At 68.0% G+C, this 18,400-nt stretch carries 17 protein-coding genes; 6 read left to right on the top strand and 11 right to left on the bottom strand.

Translation table 11 applies throughout. From position 1 onward, the window contains the following. The 8 genes from AC1D01_RS03545 to AC1D01_RS03510 form a co-directional block, all read right to left on the bottom strand. The coding region (locus AC1D01_RS03545; RefSeq protein WP_477864701.1) for a porin family protein at positions 1-1,524 on the bottom strand (1,524 nt) is incomplete at its 3' end. 68 nt (positions 1,525-1,592) lie between these two features. Then, entirely contained in the window at positions 1,593-2,570 is a 978-nt protein-coding gene (locus AC1D01_RS03540; protein ID WP_477864700.1) for an XrtA-associated tyrosine autokinase, read from the bottom strand. Positions 2,571-2,589: 19 nt separating this feature from the next. Further along, positions 2,590-4,146 carry an XrtA system polysaccharide chain length determinant gene (locus AC1D01_RS03535; protein ID WP_477864699.1) on the bottom strand — a complete coding sequence of 519 codons (1,557 nt, stop codon included), beginning with the start codon at positions 4,144-4,146 and terminating at the stop codon, positions 2,590-2,592. 117 nt (positions 4,147-4,263) lie between these two features. Beyond that, positions 4,264-4,875: an XrtA/PEP-CTERM system exopolysaccharide export protein gene (locus AC1D01_RS03530; RefSeq protein WP_477864698.1), complete on the bottom strand. Its 612-nt coding sequence runs from the start codon at positions 4,873-4,875 to the stop codon at positions 4,264-4,266. 119 nt (positions 4,876-4,994) lie between these two features. Beyond that, the gene (locus tag AC1D01_RS03525) at positions 4,995-6,380 is read right to left on the bottom strand and encodes a TIGR03013 family XrtA/PEP-CTERM system glycosyltransferase (RefSeq protein ID WP_477864697.1); all 1,386 of its coding nucleotides are present in this window, start codon (positions 6,378-6,380) and stop codon (positions 4,995-4,997) included. 195 nt (positions 6,381-6,575) lie between these two features. Next, entirely contained in the window at positions 6,576-7,307 is a 732-nt protein-coding gene (gene ubiE, locus AC1D01_RS03520) for a bifunctional demethylmenaquinone methyltransferase/2-methoxy-6-polyprenyl-1,4-benzoquinol methylase UbiE (RefSeq protein ID WP_477864696.1), read from the bottom strand. A gap of 17 nt (positions 7,308-7,324) precedes the next feature. Next, the gene (locus AC1D01_RS03515; RefSeq protein ID WP_477864695.1) at positions 7,325-7,741 is read right to left on the bottom strand and encodes a gamma-butyrobetaine hydroxylase family protein; all 417 of its coding nucleotides are present in this window, start codon (positions 7,739-7,741) and stop codon (positions 7,325-7,327) included. A gap of 23 nt (positions 7,742-7,764) precedes the next feature. Further along, positions 7,765-8,226, bottom strand: a complete 462-nt coding sequence (locus tag AC1D01_RS03510) for an HIT family protein (RefSeq protein WP_477864694.1) — start codon at positions 8,224-8,226, stop codon at positions 7,765-7,767. Between the two features lie 61 nt (positions 8,227-8,287). Between AC1D01_RS03510 and AC1D01_RS03505 the strand changes: the two genes are divergently transcribed. Continuing rightward, positions 8,288-9,268, top strand: coding sequence for a Bug family tripartite tricarboxylate transporter substrate binding protein (locus AC1D01_RS03505; protein WP_477864693.1), 981 nt, complete (start codon positions 8,288-8,290; stop codon positions 9,266-9,268). A gap of 76 nt (positions 9,269-9,344) precedes the next feature. Here the strand turns inward: AC1D01_RS03505 and AC1D01_RS03500 are convergent, their stop codons facing one another. Genes AC1D01_RS03500 through AC1D01_RS03490 form a run of 3 tightly spaced genes read right to left on the bottom strand, consistent with a single transcriptional unit; the run spans position 9,345 to position 13,817 of the window. Continuing rightward, a complete protein-coding gene (locus tag AC1D01_RS03500) occupies positions 9,345-9,647 on the bottom strand; it encodes a type II toxin-antitoxin system RelE/ParE family toxin (protein ID WP_477864692.1) in 303 nt (100 codons plus the stop codon). Continuing rightward, positions 9,644-9,868, bottom strand: coding sequence for an addiction module protein (locus AC1D01_RS03495; RefSeq protein WP_477864691.1), 225 nt, complete (start codon positions 9,866-9,868; stop codon positions 9,644-9,646). The genes AC1D01_RS03500 and AC1D01_RS03495 overlap by 4 nt, the downstream gene beginning before the upstream one ends. 28 nt (positions 9,869-9,896) lie before the next feature. Next, complete coding sequence (locus AC1D01_RS03490; protein ID WP_477864690.1) at positions 9,897-13,817, bottom strand: DUF3683 domain-containing protein; 3,921 nt, start codon at positions 13,815-13,817, stop codon at positions 9,897-9,899. 210 nt (positions 13,818-14,027) lie between these two features. Here AC1D01_RS03490 and ugpB point away from each other — a divergent pair, with 210 nt between their 5' ends. The 5 genes from ugpB to AC1D01_RS03465 form a co-directional block, all read left to right on the top strand. Next, positions 14,028-15,356 carry a sn-glycerol-3-phosphate ABC transporter substrate-binding protein UgpB gene (gene ugpB, locus AC1D01_RS03485; RefSeq protein WP_477864689.1) on the top strand — a complete coding sequence of 443 codons (1,329 nt, stop codon included), beginning with the start codon at positions 14,028-14,030 and terminating at the stop codon, positions 15,354-15,356. A gap of 90 nt (positions 15,357-15,446) precedes the next feature. Further along, a complete protein-coding gene (gene ugpA / locus AC1D01_RS03480) occupies positions 15,447-16,331 on the top strand; it encodes a sn-glycerol-3-phosphate ABC transporter permease UgpA (protein ID WP_477864688.1) in 885 nt (294 codons plus the stop codon). Between the two features lies 1 nt (position 16,332). Then, positions 16,333-17,184, top strand: coding sequence for a sn-glycerol-3-phosphate ABC transporter permease UgpE (gene ugpE, locus AC1D01_RS03475; protein WP_477864687.1), 852 nt, complete (start codon positions 16,333-16,335; stop codon positions 17,182-17,184). 11 nt (positions 17,185-17,195) lie between these two features. Beyond that, on the top strand, positions 17,196-18,272 hold the full coding sequence (locus AC1D01_RS03470; RefSeq protein ID WP_477864686.1) for a sn-glycerol-3-phosphate import ATP-binding protein UgpC: 1,077 nt from the start codon (positions 17,196-17,198) through the stop codon (positions 18,270-18,272). Continuing rightward, positions 18,269-18,400: glycerophosphodiester phosphodiesterase family protein (locus AC1D01_RS03465; protein WP_477864702.1), on the top strand; the 132-nt coding region annotated here is incomplete at its 3' end. The genes AC1D01_RS03470 and AC1D01_RS03465, both read left to right, overlap by 4 nt.

Raw genomic sequence — 18,400 nt, 5'->3', positions numbered from 1 at the left:
GAACCTGTAGCGCAGCCCGGCGTAGATGGCCTTCTCGCCGTCGAGGTCGACGGAGGTCAGCGTCGTGCTGTTGGATTTGACGGTGAGGCGGCGCGCACCGATCGTCGCCGTGGTGTGCGGCGACAGCGTGCGCGTGCCCTCGACGCGCAGCGAATACTGCGTCGTGTAGCGGCCGAGGTTGCTGCCGCCCAGCCCCTCGATGCGCGAGCCGTCGCCGATCACGGTCAGCGTGGTCAGCGGCCCGAGCTTGTAGTCCCAGCCGAGCGACGCCGATTTCTGCTCGGTGTCGTACGACGGGTCGGGGATGTTGGTCTGGCCCGCCATCTGCAGCGCCTGCTGCTTCAGGTAGCCCACCTGCAGGTAGATGCGGTTGCGCCGGCCCTGCAGCGCGGCCTGGAAGCCGGCGCTCTCGCGCAACTGGGCCACCACCGAGTACAGCGCGGACGGGTTGATGCCGCCGCCCACCGGCACCGGCGACGCGCTGCCGGGCGGCAGCACGCCGTTGTCGGGGATGCCCTGGCTCGACACCGTGCGGCTCGCCTGCAGCCCGAGCGTCAGCGTGGCCGAGTTGTGCGCATAGACGGCGTCCCAGCCGTTGCCGAAGTAGCGGTGCTCCACCGTCACGCGCAGGTTGCTGCGCTCGTCGGGCCGCCACGTGACGCGCCCGCCGTACAGCGTGTCGGTCGGCGTGTCCGCCAGCAGCGAGGTCTTCTCGCGCCCGCCGACGATGCCCAGCACCAGCTGCGGCTGCGGTTGCCAGTTCAGCCACAGCCGCGCCTCGCGCGTGCTGAGCGTCTGGCCCTGCGTGAAGTCGTCGCTCTCGTCGTGCGCCTTCACCTCGATCTGCAGGCCGAAGCTGCGCGGCGCGCGCTCGTACGAGACGATCTTGTCCAGGCCCTTGGTGGTGCGCACCTGCTTGGTCAGGAAGTCGGTGATGCGCGCATGCGTGTAGTCGACGCGCGCGAGCATCGAGTCGAGCTCGTTGAAGCGGTGCATCAGGTACGGGCTCAGCCCGTAGCGGCGGCGCGGCTCCAGCTTGTACGAGGTGGCAGCCTCGGGGCGCGTCGCATACGGGTCGTCGAAGGTCGGATCGATCCGGTACCAGGCGTCGAAGTAGGCCCAGTCCTCGACCACCTTCGAGGCCAGGTCGATGCGTGCGCGCGGCAGCACGCGCGACGGCTGGCTGTCGTTCAGGTAGCTCAGGCTGCTGACCGACGCATTGCCGCTCAGCGTGATGCGCGGCCCGCGGCGCTCGAACACGATCGACRGCTGCACCTCGAGCACGGTGTCGCTCTGCTTGATGCCGAGGTCGGGCGTCGCGTTGTCGGTGTGCACCAGCCGCGAGTCGATCGCCAGCACGATGTGGGTGGCCGGCGGCGGGCCGACCGGCGCCGATGCGGCGGCAGCGGCCGAGGGCGCTGCGATGCCGCCGAAGGCGCCGGTGCCGGGTGCGGCGGGGGTGCCGGGTGCCGCCCCCGGCGCACCGGAATACTGCGCCCAGGCCCCGAAGGCACAGCCCAGCATCGGCGCTGCCAGCAGTGCGCGGGCCAGGCAGGTGGGGCGAAGGGTCCGTCGGCTCGGGCGCACGGCGTTCAGGTCCGGCGGTATTGCGGATAGCGTTCGTAGCCGGCCGAAGCGCGCTGGCTGGTGGCCTTGTTCAGCACGCACCAGACGGTCTCGCAGGCCTCGATGTCGGCGAACGCACGCGCCACCGAGCTCTGCGCGGTCTTCTGCGCCTGCACCACCATCAGCACCTGGCCCATGCGGGCGGCCAGCACGCGCGATTCGCTGGTGGCCAGCAGCGGCGGGCCGTCGAAGATCACGATGCGGTCGGCGTAGCGCTCGGCCAGGTCGGCCAGCAGCCGCTCCATCGCGACGCTCGCGAGCAGCTCGGTCGACTGGTCGGTCGGTCGGCCGGCCGGCAGCAGCGACAGCTTCGGGATGTTGGTGCGCATCAGCACCTCGGACAGGTCGAGCGACGGCTTGGTCAGCACGTCCAGCATGCCGAGCTCGGCCTCGACGCCCAGGCGCGACATCACCGACGGCCGCACCACGTCGGCATCGACCAGCAGCACCGAATGGTCGACCTCCATCGCGATGCTCATCGCCAGGTTGATCGCGTTGTAGGTCTTGCCCTCGCCCGGCAGTGCGCTGGTCACGAAGATCAGGTTGCCGCCGGCCTTGCCCGCCTCGCGCGCGGCCTGGGCGTGCTCGATGATCGGGCGCTTGACGGCGCGCAGTTCCTCGGCGAGGCCCATGCGCGGATCGTCCGGCGTCAGGTAGCCCTCGGCCGCCAGCCGGCGCAGGTCGATCTGCACCTCGCGCGAGCGGGCGTTGGTGGGTGCGCGGTCGGCGCGCGTCGGGCGGGCGACGGTGCGCGGCGCGAGTTCGATGTCGTCGGCGACGGTGCGTGCCATGGGCGCCGGGGGCGCCAGCGTGGCGGCACCGCCCGGCGCGCCGGTGACCGGCCCGAAGCCGGGCTCGGTGGCGGTCGGCGCCCAGCTCGGCACGTCGATGCCGGCGCGTCGCAGTTCCTCGAGGCGGCGGGTGGCTTGTTCGATGATGCTCATGGTGAGGCGGTCGTCAGGTTCAGTGGGGCTGGATGCCGCCGGCGAGCAGCGCGATCCAGGTCACGTTGAGGGCCATGAACACCACCATCGCGCCGCTCAGGCGGATGAGGTCGAAGCGCTGCGCACGCTCGGCCGCCATCGACAGGTGGCGTGACACGGTTCCCAGCACCGGGCGCTTCGCGAAGGCCTGCAGCGCCTCCTGCGTGTCGAAGGTCGGGTAGAGCTTGCCCATGCCGAACGCGGCGCCGCCGCCGGCGGCCAGCGCGAGGATCAGCGCGACGACGGCCAGGGCAGTGCGGTCCGGGAACGCGGCCTTGGCCGGCACGCGCGGCGGCTCGACCAGGCGGTACTCGGCCATGCTCTTCGACTGGTCGATCTTCAGGCCCAGCGAGGCGGCCTCGCGACGCGAGACCAGCATGTCGTACTGCTTGCGCATGATGTCGTAGTCGCGGTTCAGCTGCGCGAGCTCGGCCTCGGCCTGCGGCACGCGGCTCGCGGTGGCCTTGACCTGGTCGAGGCGCTCCTGCTGGCCACCGAGCTGGCTGCGCAGCGACGCGACATTGGCCTCGGCCTCGGCCAGCGCGATGCGCAGGCGCTGGTACACCGGGTTCGACGACGCGACGCGGCCGCCGCTCTTGGCCGCTGCCTTCACGCGCTCGGCCTCCTGCTGGCGCTTCTGCGTTTCCAGCTGGACGATCATCCGGCGCGCCGCGATCACGTCGGGGTGCGCGTCGGTGTAGCGGCGCAGCAGGTCGTCGAGCGAGCGGCGCTGCGCATCCAGGCGCGAATCGATCTCGGTCTGCATCGCCATCGGCACCGCCGGTGCCGGCGCGTCGACCGCCACGTTCGGCTCTTCGCTCGACAGCTCGCGCTTCAGCGCGTCGCGCGACTGCTCGGCGGCGGCCAGCGTCATGCGCAGCTTGCCGACCTCGTCGGTCAGCACCGACATGCGGGCGAAGTAGTCCTGCCCCGACACACCGGAAACGCCGAAGTTGCGCAGCTTGAATTCCTTCACGCGGTTCTCGGCCTCGACCAGCTTGACCTCGTAGGCCTTGATCTGCTCGTCGATGAAACGGCTCGCGTCCTGCGAGTCGCGCTGCTTGCTGTCATTGCCCGAGTCGATGAACAGGTTCACCAGCCCGTCGACCACGGCCTTCGCGCGGTTCGGGTCGCCGTCGCGGTAGCTGATCAGGTAGAGGTTGCCGCCGCTGTGCTCGACCTTGATGCGGGCGGTCAGGCGGTCGATCGCCTGTTCGCGCTTCAGGTCGGTCAGCGTGCCCAGGCCGACGCCCGGGTCGCCCATCAGGCGCTCGATGTTCGGGCGCGACAGCAGCGTCTTCGCGAGCATGCGCACCTGCTGGTCGAGGTCGGGCTGGAACGCGAGGCCGGCCATCAGCGGCTTCAGCACCGACTGGGTGTCGACGAACAGCTTGGCGGTGGCTTCGTAGCGGTTGGGGATCACCCACACCATCAGCGCCAGCACGACGGCGGTGGCCCAGGCGACGGCCATCGCCAGCCAGCGGCGCTGCCAGATCGTGCGCAGCACGATCGAGATCTGACGGGTCAACTCATTCATCTTGGAGCTTCTGGATGGGTCGACACGCGGAGGCCGACCGTCTCAACAGGGGGTGGTGGGGCCGGGCATCGGGGCGGCCACCGGGTTTCGGAACCGGATCGATCAGAACCAGGTCGATCAGAACCAGCTTTGCGGGACGATGATCACGTCGCCGGGCTTCACGTCGACGTTGGCCGAGATGTCGCCGCGCTTGATCAGGTCCTTGAGCCGCACGCTGTACTGCTTGCCCTGCTCGGTGCCGCGCACCAGCACGGCGGCATTGCCGTCGGCGAACTCGGTCAGGCCGCCGGCCTGGATCATCACGTCCAGCAGCGTCATGTTCTGGCGGTACGGCACCGACTGCGGGCGGGTCGCCTCGCCGATGATGCGGATCTGCTCCGAGAACGAGCCCTGGAAGTTGTTGACGACGACGGTGACGACCGGGTCGCGGATGTACTTGCCGAGCTTGGCCTCGATGTCGCGCGCCAAGTCGGCCGGGCTGCGGCCGGCGGCGAGCACGTCCTCGACCAGCGGGGTCGAGATGCGGCCGTCCGGGCGCACGGTGACGGTGGACGACAGGTCGGCATTGCGCCACACGACGATGTTGACGCTGTCGAGCGCGCCGATCAGGTAGCGGTGGTCCGGCGTCTCGGCCACCTTCGGCGCCGGCGGCAGGCCGCTCAGGCTGCCGCACGCCGACAGCACCAGGGCGGCCGCGACTGCACCGACCCGTCCCAACAATTGCTTCATGTTCATTCTCGATGTCCCTTGCATTTGATCCAGCGAACCCCGCGGAACCGGCTTTGCCGGGCCGCTGGGGTTGCCCCCTTGAGGGGGTGGCGCGGAAGCGCCTCCGGGGGTGGTCAACTTCAATGCGCGCCTTCGCGGAAGAGGACGACGCTGACGGTCTCGATCAGGACCAGCAGGTCCAGCATCAGCGAGTTGTTCTTCACGTAGTACAGGTCGAACTGGTGCTTGCGGCGTGCGTCGTCGACCGAGGCGCCGTAGCTGTAGCGCACCTGGGCCCAGCCGGTCACGCCCGGCTTGATGCTGTGGCGCACGTCGTAGAACGGGATCTGTTCCTTCAGCTGCTTGACGAAGCTCGGGCGCTCCGGGCGCGGGCCGACCATGCTCATCTCGCCGCGCAGCACCGACAGCAGCTGCGGCAGTTCGTCGATGCGGGTCTTGCGCATGAAGGCGCCGACGCGGGTCACGCGCGAATCGTTCTTGGTGGCCCAGACGGCGACGCCATCTTTCTCGGCATCGGTGCGCATGCTGCGGAACTTCATGCACATGAAGATCTTGCCGCCGAGGCCAACACGCTCCTGCTTGTAGATGATCGGGCCGCGCCCTTCGAGGCGGATCGCCAGCACCGCCAGCAGCATCACCGGCGAGGCGAGCAGCAGCAGGAACGACGAGCTCGCGATGTCGAACGCGCGCTTCAGGATCATGCGCAGGCGGCCCTGCACGAAGCCCTGGCCGTAGACCAGCCAGCTGGCCTTCAGGCTGTCGATCGGCACCTCGGACTTGGCGCGCTCGTAGAAGCCGGCCAGGTCGACGATCGGCACGCCGCGGATGCGGCAGGCGAGCAGCTGGTCCATCKGGACGCCGCCGCCGCGCTGTTCGCGCACCGCGACGATCACTTCATCGATGTGGTGGTCGCGCACGATGTCCTCGATCGACAGCTCGCGCGAGAACACCTTGTGGCCGCGCAGGCTCGCGACCTGCAGGCCCGAGGCGGTGTCGGCTTCGGTCGGGAAGAAGCCGGCGACGTTGCGGCGCAGGCGCTTCATCGTCATCAGGTCGCTGGCGACGCTCTGTGCCTCGGCGCCGTTGCCGACGATCAGCACCTTCGGGATGGTGGCCATGCGGCTCATCAGGTACATCGCGCCGCGCACCAGCACCAGGCCGACCAGCAGGTACAGCACGGCCTTGGTCATGATCTGCACCGCATAGCCGCCGTTGGCCATGCTGTCGAGCACCAGGTAGGTCACGTAGGCGCCGACGACCAGCGCGGCCAGTGTGCGGCGCAGCATCGCGGCGAAGCCGATCGGGGTCGGGCGGTACAGGCCGGCGAAGGCGTACAGCAGCGACATCACCATCGCGAAGCCGCTGGCGAACAGGAACAGGTGGGGCACCGTCAGGCCGGACGGCGCGTCCTGCGCCCCCGGCAGGATGTGGACCGACGAGGCGGCCAGCACGATGGCGAAGAAGCACAGCAGACCGTCGGCGATCATCCCGAACAGGGTGGCCACCGAAACATGTAACTGAAACACCTTCAACATGACGCTCATCCTTCAGAACTTCATCCCGGAGCTGCCGCCGATCGCTTCGGCGTGCTGCGCGGAACGCAAGCAGATGGCGCGGATTGTCAGTACAGGTGGACCAGTCCCCAATCCTCTAAACGAGGGCCCACCCCCGTGAACAGGGGGGCGGCAGCGAGCGTCAGCTCAACACTTGATGCCCACATGCAACGCGACGATGCCGGCGCTGAGGTTGTGCACGTCGACATGGCCGAAACCGGCGGTCTTCATCATCGCCTTCAGCGCCTGCTGGTCGGGGTGCATGCGGATCGATTCGGCGAGGTAGCGGTAACTGTCTGCATCACCGGCCACCAGCTTGCCGATGCGCGGCAGCGCCTTGAACGAATACCAGTCGTAGAACTTCTCCAGCGGCTTGGCCACCTTCGAGAACTCCAGCACCAGCAGCCGGCCGCCGGGGCGCAGCACGCGGCACATCTCGGCCAGCGCCCGGTCCTTGTGGGTCATGTTGCGCAGCCCGAACGCGACGCTGACCAGATCGAAGCGATCGTTCGCGAACGGCAGCGCCTCGGCATCGCAGATCGCCGTCGGCAGCACCAGGCCCTGGTCGAGCATGCGGTCGCGGCCGTGGTGCAGCATCGCCTCGTTGATGTCGGTGTGCACGACGGTGCCGCGCTCGCCAACCTTCTTCGCGAACGCGCCGGCCAGGTCGCCGGTGCCGCCGGCGATGTCGAGCACCGAATCGCCCTCGCGCAGGTTCGCGACGGCCACCGTGTAGGCCTTCCAGGCCCGGTGCATGCCCATCGACAGCACATCGTTCATCAGGTCGTACTTCGACGCGACCGAATCGAACACGCCGCGCACGCGCTCGGCCTTGCGGGTCTCGTCGACGGTCTCGAAGCCGAAATGGGTGTTGCTCATGGGTCAGTCCGTCGCAATCAATGGTGGTGGCCGCAGGCGGACGCGGCCTTGTCGGGCATCGGCGTGTCGCGCGTGGCACCGGCCGCCTGCAGCCGCGCCTCGTACTGCTGCCACAGCTCGGCCTCTTGCGAGCCGAGGAAGTAGAGGTAGTCCCACGAGAAGATGCCGGTCTGGTGGCCGTCGGAGAACGTGGGCTGAACCGCGTAGTTGCCGACCGGCTCGAGCGCGGTGAGCGTGACCTCGCGCTTGCCGGTCTGCAGCGTCTCCTGGCCCGGGCCGTGGCCCTTGACCTCGGCCGACGGCGAATAGACCCGCATCAGCTCGAACGGGATGCGGAAGCTGCGGCCATCGRCGAACGCCACCTCGAGCACGCGCGATTGCTCGTGCACCGTGATCGCGGTGGGTTGCGGGGTCTGGGCAGTGAGTCCGGCCATGGGGAATCCGAGTGTAGGAGGGTTCAGGCCGCGCGCGACAGCGCGGCGGCGACGCGCTCGTCGAGGCCTGTCAGTTGGCGGGCCAGGCGGTCGGCCGCGGGCGGCTGCACCTCGCGCTGGCGCGTGCCCCAGATGGGCTGCGGGAAGTGGCTGTCCCAGTCGAAGCGCGCGATGACGTGCCAGTGCAGGTGCGGCACCATGTTGCCGAGCGCCGCGAGGTTGATCTTGGTCGGCGACAAGGCCTCGCGCAGCACGCGCTCGACGGTGGCGACCAGCGTCATCGCGTGGGCGCGGGCGGCGGCGTCGAGGTCGGAGAACTCGGCCACGTGCTGGCGCGAGACGACGCGGTAGAAACCGGGGAAGTTCGCATCGGCGATGCGGATCACGCGCCAGCCGTCGTCCTGCCAGACCAGCGCGCCGCCGCTCTCGCGGCACAGCTCGCAGCCGGGGGCGGGATGGGCGGGGCGGAGGAAGTCTGCAGGCATCCGCGCATTATCGGCGGCCACCGATAACATCGGCGGCTTCTCCCGAGAACGGATCGCTGTCATGACTTCTGCGCTCACACGCCGCCGCTTCAACCTCGCCCTCGCCGGCGCGCTCGCGTCCGCCGGCACGGCCCACGCCGCCGACGCCTGGCCCTCGAAGCCGATCCGCTGGGTGGTGGCCTACCCGGCCGGCGGCGGCTCGGACTTCCTCGCGCGGCAGCTCGCGCCGCAACTGGGCAAGCAGCTCGGCCAGACGATCATCATCGACAACCGCCCGGGCGCGGCCGGCATGATCGGCACCGACAACGCCGCCAAGTCGCCGCCGGACGGCTACACGATCGTCACCGGCGACAACGGCGCGATGGTCTTCAACAGCGCGATGTACAAGAAGGTGCCGTACGACCCGAAGGACCTGGCGCCCGTCGGCTTCATGGCGCGCTTCCCGCTGATCCTGGCGGTGAACCCGGGCGCCGGCTTCACGAGCGCGCAGCAGCTGCTCGACGCGATCAAGAAGAACCCCGGCAAGTACAGCTACGCGTCGCCCGGCATCGGCAGCCCGCACCACCTGGCGATGGAGCTGCTGAAGGACCGCACCGGCAGCTTCGTCGTGCACGTGCCGTACCGCGGCACGGCGCTCGCGGTGCAGGATGTCATTTCGGGCCAGGTGCCGATGATGGTGCTGGACACCGCGGCCGGGCTGCCGCAGATCAAGGGCGGCAAGGTCAAGGCGCTGGCGGTGATGTCGAAGAAGCGCATCGCGTCGCTGCCCGACGTGCCGACGCTCGACGAGCTGGGCATCAAGGGCTTCGAGGTGACCGCGTGGCAGGGCCTGTTCGTACCGCACGGCACGCCGCCCGAGATCGTCGCGCGGCTCACGCAGGAGATGCACAAGGCGATCAGCACGCCGGAGGTGAAGGCGCGGCTGGAGGAGTTCGGGCTGGATGTCGCGCCGACCGACGGGCCGGCGCTGGCGAGCTTCGTTCAGCAGGAGACGAAGTTCTGGCATGCGCTGATCAAGGAGCGCAAGCTGTCGGCGGATTGAGGATGGGAGTGGAACCCGGATTGGCATCCGGGCTGCGCGGTGCGGGCATGCGCCGATCGAGGAGCAGAAGCTGCACTCAAGCCGGTTTTTTGCGCCAATAGGCGGGTTGGCGCCGGTGGTGCGCGACGGCCATCACCGTGACCTGATCGCCGTCGACGACATACCAGATGGTGTAGGGAAAACGGTGCAACACGAGCTTGCGGTTGCCGAGGGCATCCGGCCCACGCACCAAGGGGGCATGGCCGATTCTTTCAATGCCATCGAACACCGCCGCCCGAAAGCCCTCGGCTGCAGACACACTGCGCTCCCGGTACCAGCGGAAGGCATTGGCGATATCGTTCTCTGCTACCGGATCGAACCGGAGGTGGAAGTCGCTCACAGGCCGCTGAGACGAGCCTTCACTTGTTCCCAGGGGACCGTCTGTCGAACTCCGGTGCGCAGCTCCAGCTTGCGTTGTTCGATCTCTTGCGCCCACGCCTGCGTCACGACGGATTCTTCTTCGCCGTCCAGGCTTTCCAGCAAGGCGAGCGCAAGAGCGGACCTCTCATCCGGCGCCAGGTCCAGCGCTTGCGACATCAATTGATCGACTCGAGCGTTCATGGTGAACAGTCTAGGCCGGACCGCAGTTTCACACCAGCACGCGCTCGATCCCGCCGTCATTCGCCATCTCCACATACTCCGGCATCCAGTCCGCCCCGAGGATCTTGTTGGCCATCTCGACGACGATGTAGTCCGCCTCCAGCAGCCCGTTCTGCAGGTCATTGCCGTAGCGCGACAGCCCCTGCAGGCAGCTCGGGCACGAGGTCAGGATCTTCACCGGACCCTCGGCCGCCACCGCGCCGGTCGCGCGCAGCGTGGCCTCGTCGCGGCGCAGTTCTTCTTCCTTGCGGAAGCGCACCTGCGTCGAGATGTCGGGCCGCGTCACGCCCAGCGTGCCGCTCTCGCCGCAGCAGCGCTCGCTCTTCAATACGTTGTCACCCATCAGCGCCTTCACCGTCTTCATCGGCTCCTGCAGCTTCATCGGCGAGTGGCACGGGTCGTGGTACAGGTACCCGGCCCCCTGCGTCGTGTCGAGCGTGATGCCCTTCTCCAGCAGGTACTCGTGGATGTCGATGATCCGGCAGCCCGGGAAGATCTTGTCGAACTGGTAGCCCTGCAGCTGGTCGTAGCAGGTGCCGCAGCTCACCACCACCGTCTTGATATCGAGGTAGTTCAGCGTGTTGGCCACGCGGTGGAACAGCACCCGGTTGTCGGTGATGATCTTGTCGGCCTTGTCGAACTGCCCCGAGCCGCGCTGCGGGTAGCCGCAGCACAGGTAGCCCGGCGGCAGCACCGTCTGCACGCCGGCATGCCACAGCATCGCCTGCGTCGCCAGGCCCACCTGCGAGAACAGCCGCTCCGAGCCGCAGCCCGGGAAATAGAACACCGCCTCGGTCTCGGCCGTCGTCGCCTTCGGGTTGCGGATGATCGGGACGTAGTTCTTGTCCTCGATGTCCAGCAGCGCGCGCGCCGTCTTCTTCGGCAGCCCGCCCGGCAGCTTCTTGTTGATGAAGTGGATCACCTGCTCCTTGAGGGGCGCGGTGCCCACCGTCGAGCGCGGCGCGGCGGTCTGCTTCTTCGCGAGGCCGCGCAGCAGGTTGTTGGCCGCACGCTGCGCCTTGAAGCCGACGTCGACCATCGCACTGCGCAGCAGCTTGATGGTCTCCGGGTTGGTGGCGTTGAGCATCATCATCGCCATCTTGTTGCCGGGGCGGAAGCTCTTCTTGCCCATCTTGCGCAGCAGGTTGCGCATGTTCATCGACACGTCGCCGAAGTCGATCTTCACCGGGCACGGGCTCAGACACTTGTGGCACACCGTGCAGTGGTCGGCCACGTCCTCGAACTCCTCCCAGTGCTTGATCGACACACCGCGGCGCGTCTGCTCCTCGTACAGGAAGGCCTCGACCAGCAGCGAGGTCGCGAGGATCTTGTTGCGCGGGCTGTACAGCAGGTTGGCGCGCGGCACGTGCGTCGCGCACACCGGCTTGCACTTGCCGCAGCGCAGGCAATCCTTCACCGACGCGGCGATCTCGCCGATGTCGCTCTGCTGCATGATCAGCGACTCGTGCCCCATCAGCCCGAAGCTCGGCGTGTAGGCGTTGGTCAGGTCGGCCTTCAGGCGCACGCCGTCGAAGCTCGCGTCGCGCAGCAGCTTGCCCTTGTTGAAGCGGCCCTCGGGGTCGACGCGCTGCTTGTACGCGGTGAAGCCGGCCAGTTCCTCATCGGTCAGGAACTCGAGCTTGGTGATGCCGATGCCGTGCTCGCCGGAGATCACGCCGTCGAGCGAGCGTGCGAGCTTCATGATGCGCGCCACCGCCTCGTGCGCCGTCTGCAGCATCTCGTAGTTGTCGCTGTTGACGGGGATGTTGGTGTGCACGTTGCCGTCGCCGGCATGCATGTGCAGCGCCACCCACACGCGGCCGCGCAGCACGTCGCCGTGGATCTTCTGGCAGGCGTCGACGATCGGCGACAGCGTGGCCCCGGCGAAGATGCCCTGCAGCGGCGTGCGGATCTGCGCCTTCCACGACGCGCGCAGCGTGTGGTCCTGCAGGTCGTCGAAGAAGCTGACGCCGCGATCAGCCTGCACCTGGTCGAGGTTCGACAGCCAGTGCGACCACAGCCCGCGCACCTCGCGCAGCAGCGCCAGCGCCTGCTGCACGCGGTCTTCGAGCAGCTCGGCCGACGCGATCTGGTTCGCGTCGTCGCTCTTGCCCAGCGGCAGCTGGCCGGCGACGAAGAAATCTTCCAGCGCATCGACCAGCGCCAGCTTGTTGCGCAAGCTCAACTCGATGTTGATGCGCTCGATGCCGTTGGTGTACTCGCCCATGCGCGGCAGCGGGATCACCACGTCCTCGTTCACCTTGAACGCGTTGGTGTGGCGGCTGATCGCCGCAGTGCGCTTGCGGTCGAGCCAGAACTTCTTGCGCGCCTCGGCGCTGACCGCGACGAAGCCTTCGCCGGCCCGGCCGTTGGCCAGCCGCACCACCTCGCTGGTGGCGCGCGCCACCGCATCGGCATCGTCGCCGGCGATGTCGCCCACCAGCACCATCTTGGGCAGACCGCCGCGCTTGCTCTTGGTCGCGTAGCCCACCGCCTTCAGGTAGCGGTCGTCCAGGTGCTCCAGCCCGGCCAGGATCGCGCCGCCGGGCTTCTTCTGCTCGGCGAACATGAAATCCTTGATCTCGACGATCGACGGCACCGCATCCTTCGCGTTGCCGAAGAACTCCAGGCACACCGTGCGGGTGTGCGCCGGCATCTTGTGCACCACCCAGCGCGCGCTGGTGATCAGGCCGTCGCAGCCTTCCTTCTGGATGCCCGGCAGGCCGGCGAGGAACTTGTCGGTGACGTCCTTGCCCAGGCCTTCCTTGCGGAAGGTGCGGCCCGGCACGTCGAGCTGCTCGGTGCGTTCGAGCACCTTGCCGGTCGCGTCGAAGTACTTCAGCTCGAAGCGGGCCACCTCCACGTCGTGGATCTTGCCCATGTTGTGGTCGAGCCGCACCACCTCGAGCCACTTCGCGTCGGGCGTGACCATGCGCCACGAGGCCAGGTTGTCGAGCGCGGTGCCCCACAGCACCGCCTTCTTGCCGCCGGCGTTCATCGCGATGTTGCCGCCGACGCACGAAGCCTCGGCCGAGGTCGGGTCGACCGCGAACACGTGGCCGGCGCGCTCGGCCGCATCGGCCACGCGCTGCGTGACGACGCCGGCCTCGGTCCAGATGGTCGCCACGTCGCGGTCCATGCCGGGCAGGCGCATCACCTCGACCTCGGTCATCGCCTCGAGCTTCTCGGTGTTGATGACCGCGCTGTTCCAGGTCAGCGGCACGGCGCCGCCGGTGTAGCCGGTGCCGCCCCCGCGCGGGATGATCGTCAGGCCGAGTTCGATGCACGCCTTCACGAGCGCCGCCATCTCGGCCTCGGTGTCGGGGGTCAGCACGACGAACGGGTACTCGACGCGCCAGTCGGTGGCGTCGGTCACGTGCGAGACGCGCGACAGGCCGTCGTACTTGATGTTGTCCTTCGCGGTGTGGCGGCCGAGCGCCCGCGTGGCCTTGCGGCGCAGCGCGTCCATCGCGTCGAACTGGTCGGCAAAGGCCTGCACGGCCTGGTGGGCGGCGTCCAGCAACTCGCCGACCGAGGCGTCGCGCTGCGCATCGCTCTCGTTGGCAACCGCGGGATTCCGCCGCGCCTGCACCTCRCGCAGCCGGTGGTTCAGCGCCTCGATCAGCAGGCGGCGGCGCCGCGGGTTGTCGAGCAGGTCGTCCTGCAGGTAGGGGTTGCGCTGCACCACCCAGATGTCGCCCAGCACCTCGTAGAGCATGCGGGCCGAGCGGCCGGTCTGGCGCTCGTCGCGCAGGCGGTCCAGCAGCTCCCAGGCCCGCGATCCCAGGATCCGGATCACGATCTCGCGGTCGGAGAACGAGGTGTAGTTGTACGGAATCTCGCGCAGGCGGGGCGCCTTGTGCGCGGCAGTGGCCGCGGCGATCTGGTTCAGCGGGATGGGTGCGTTCATGGGGGCCAGGCTGCAGCACGCCTGTGGGGGCACTTGGACGCAAATGGTACCTCAGCACCTGTTCGGTGCCGGGCGCGCCCCGCCCCGGGGATCCGGCGGGGTAAATCCCGTTGCCGCGGCCGACCATCCACGACATAAACGGACTGTCACAAACTCGTAGCACACTGCGCGGCTGGTCAAAAACCAACCCGTCATTTTCCGGAGAAGTACATGACAACGAAAAGATACGCCGCCCTCGCCGCCGCCGGCTTTGCCGCGCTGGCGCTCGCCGGCCCCGCCCACGCCCAGGTCGAAGTGCAGTGGTGGCACTCGATGACCGGCGGCCTGAACGAATGGGTCAACGACCTGGCCACGCAGTTCAACAACAGCCAGAAGGACTACAAGGTCATCCCGACCTTCAAGGGCAACTACGACGAGTCGATGACCGCCGCAGTGGCTGCCTTCCGCGCCGGCAATGCGCCGCACATCCTGCAGGTGTTCGAGGTCGGCACCGCGACGATGATGTCGGCCAAGGGCGCGATCAAGCCGGTCGGCGAGGTGATGAAGCAGAGCGGCGTCAGCTTCGACCCGAAGGGCTACGTGCCGGCGGTCTCGGGCTACTACACCGCGCCGAACGGCGAGATGCTGTCGTTCCCGTTCAACAGCTCGACGACGATCTTCTATTACAACAAGGACGCCTTCAAGGCCGCCGGCCTGGACCCGAACAAGGCCCCGACGACCTGGCCCGAGGTGACGCTGGCCGCCGCCAAGCTGAAGGCCGCCGGCGTCAAGTGCCCGTACACCACCAGCTGGATGAGCTGGGTGCACCTGGAGAGCTTCTCGACCTGGCACAACACGCTGTTCGCGACGCAGAACAACGGCTTCGGCGGCCCGAGCGCCCGCCTGGCCTTCAACTCGCCGCTGCACCTGCGCCATTTCGAGAACCTGGCCAACATGTCCAAGCAGGGCCTGTTCGTCTACAAGGGTCGCGCGAGCGTCGCGGTGCCGTCGTTCGTGTCGGGTGAATGCGCGATGTTCACCGGCTCGTCGGGCTCGTACGCCGACGTCAGCAAGGGCGCGAAGTTCGCGTACGGGCTGGCCCCGCTGCCGTACTACCAGGACGTTCCCGGCGCGCCGCAGAACACCGCCATCGGCGGTGCGAGCCTGTGGGTGATGTCGGGCAAGAAGCCGGCCGAGTACAAGGGCGTCGCCGAGTTCTTCAAGTACCTGTCGAGCCCCGAAGTGCAGTCGGCCAGCCACAAGCGCACCGGCTACCTGCCGATCACGACGGCGGCCTACGAGATGACCGAGAAATCGGGCTTCTACAAGGAAAAGCCGGGCACCGACGTGGCGGTGACGCAGATGATCCGCAAGACGACCGACAAGTCGCGCGGCATCCGCCTGGGCAATTTCGTCCAGATCCGCACCATCATCGACGAGGAAACCGAGCAGATCTGGTCGGGCAAGAAGGATGCGAAGACGGCGCTGGACGACGCGGTGAAGCGCGGCAACGAGCAGCTCGAGCGCTTCGAGAAAGCCAACAAGGCTCCGGCCCCTTGAGCTGAAACGGGTCGCGTCGCGGCACAATGCGCGCGACGCGGCTGCCCCAGGAAGGCGGCCACCCCGGCCGCCTTACTCATTCTGAACCCCATGGAAAAGYGAGTTAGGTTCGATTCGCAGGTCTTGCCCTGGATGCTGGTCGCCCCGCAGCTGGCGATCTGCGCCGTCTTCTTCTTCTGGCCGGCCGCCCAGGCATTGCTGCAGTCGATGCAGGTGCAGGACAGCTTCGGCCTGTCGACCGAATGGGTCGGGCTGGACAACTTCAAGACGCTGTTCAACGATTCGGCCTACCTCGAATCCTTCCAGGTCACCGCGGTGTTCTCGCTGCTGGTGGCGGTGCTGGGCATCGCGCTGTCGCTGATGCTGGCGGTCTTCGCCGACCGCATCGTGCGCGGCGCGCTGTTCTACAAGACGATGCTGATCATCCCGTACGCGGTGGCGCCGGTGGTCACCGGCGTGCTGTGGGTGTTCATGTTCTCGCCGTCGATCGGCGTGGTGGCGTACGCGCTGGACCATACCTTCGGCTTCCAGTGGGATCACCTGCTGAACAGCACACATGCGATGACGATGATCGTCACCGCCGCGGTCTGGAAGCAGATCTCGTACAACTTCCTGTTCTTCCTGGCCGGCCTGCAGTCGATCCCGAAATCGCTGATCGAGGCCGCGGCCATCGACGGTGCGCGGCCGTGGCGGCGCTTCTGGACCATCCAGTTCCCGCTGCTGTCGCCGACCACCTTCTTCCTGCTCGTGATCAACATGGTGTACGCGTTCTTCGACACCTTCGCGATCATCGATGCCACCACCCACGGCGGCCCGGGCCGCGACACCGCGATCCTGGTCTACAAGGTCTATCAGGACGGCTTCAAGGGCGGCGACCTCGGCGGCTCGGCCGCGCAGTCGACGGTGCTGATGCTGATCGTCATCGCGCTGACGGTGCTGCAGTTCCGCTACGTCGAAAAGAAAGTGCAGTACTGACATGGTCGAGCGCCGCCCCACCCTCGGCATCCTGGCCCACGCCGTGATGATCCTCGGCGTGCTGATCGTCGCGTTCCCGCTGTACATCGCGTTCATCGCGTCGACGCACACCTCGCAGGCCATCCTGCAGGTGCCGATGCCGATGTCGCCCGGCGGGCACTTCTGGGAGAACTACCTCGCGGCGCTGAACGGCCACGGCGGCGGCGCCGGCTCGAACGCGCCGGTTGCCCGCATGATGTGGGTGAGCCTGGTCACCGCGCTGGTGATCACCTTCGGCAAGATCGCGATCTCGCTGCTGTCGGCCTTCGCGCTGGTGTACTTCCGCTTTCCGTTGCGCGGGCTGGTGTTCTGGGCGATCTTCGTCACGCTGATGCTGCCGGTCGAGGTGCGCATCAGCCCGACCTACAAGGTGGTGTCCGACCTCGGCATGCTGAACACCTACGGCGGCCTCACGGTGCCGCTGATCGCGTCGGCCACCGCGACCTTCCTGTTCCGGCAGTTCTTCCTGACCGTGCCGGACGAGCTCGTCGAGGCCGCCCGCATCGACGGCGCCGGCCCGATGCGCTTCTTCAAGGACATCCTGCTGCCGCTGTCGAAGACCTCGATCGCGGCGCTGTTCGTGATCCAGTTCATCTACGGCTGGAACCAGTACCTGTGGCCGCTGATCGCCACCACCGGCGAGCAGATGTACCCGGTGGTGGTGGGCATCCGCATGATGATCGCCGGCGGCGACTCCGGCAACGAATGGAACATCGTGATGGCCACCGCCATCCTCGCGATGCTGCCGCCGGCGATCGTCGTGATCCTGATGCAGCGCTGGTTCGTCAAGGGCCTCGTGGACACCGAGAAGTAAAGAACAAAACCATGGCAGCCATTTCCCTCCAGAACGTCGTCAAGCGCTACGGCATCGGCCCGAAGGCCAACCAGGTCATCCACGGCGTCAACGCCGAGATCGGCGACGGCGAGTTCATCGTGATCGTCGGCCCGTCGGGCTGCGGCAAGAGCACGCTGCTGCGCATGGTGGCCGGGCTCGAGGAGGTCTCCGGCGGCGAGATCTCGATCGGCGGGCGCGTCGTCAACGACGTCGAGCCGTCCGAGCGCGACATCGCGATGGTGTTCCAGAACTACGCGCTCTACCCGCACATGAGCGTGTTCGACAACATGGCCTACGGGCTGAAGATCGCGAAGGTGCCGGTCGCCGACATCAAGACCCGCGTCGACAAGGCCGCGAAGATCCTCGAGCTCGGTGCGCTGCTGCAGCGCAAGCCGCGCGAGCTGTCGGGCGGCCAGCKCCAGCGCGTCGCGATGGGCCGCGCGATCGTGCGGCAGCCGCAGGTCTTCCTGTTCGACGAGCCGCTGTCCAACCTCGATGCGAAGCTGCGCGGCCAGACCCGCCTGGAGATCCGCAAACTGCACGCCGAGCTGGGCGTCACGTCGCTGTTCGTCACGCACGACCAGGTCGAGGCGATGACGCTCGCGCAACGCATGATCGTGATGAACGCCGGCCACATGGAGCAGATCGGCACGCCGGAAGAGGTCTACGCCCGCCCGGCCACCACCTTCGTCGCGAGCTTCATCGGCTCGCCGCCGATGAACCTGCTGACCGGCCGCGCACAGGGCGCGAGCTTCACGTTCGGCGGCGTGGACCTGCCTTTGCCCCACGCGGCGCCGCGCGACGGCGAGCTGATCCTCGGCGTGCGCCCGGAGCACCTGGGCCATGCGAGCCTCGCCCACGACGGCGGCTGGCCGCTGGCGATCGAAATGGTCGAGATGCTCGGTGCCGAACGCCTGGTGCACGGCCGCATCGCCGACCACGGCTTCACGCTGCGCATCGACGGCACGCTGGTGCCGCCGGCGCCCGGCAGCACGCTGCACCTGAAGCCGTCGGCCGAGCACCTGCACTGGTTCGACGCGGCGAGCGGCAAGCGGGTGGTCGCATGACCACCTGGAACTACCCCCTCTGGGTCGCGCACCGCGGCGCCGGGCTGCTGGCCCCCGAGAACACGCTGGCCGCGTTCCGCGTCGGCGCCAGCCACGGCTACCGCGCGTTCGAGTGCGACGTCAAGCTG

Source organism: Rhizobacter sp. P3_B12 (assembly GCF_056402895.1).
The sequence above is the reverse complement of the archived record's forward strand: the minus strand, read 5'-3'. Positions and strand labels throughout refer to the sequence as shown.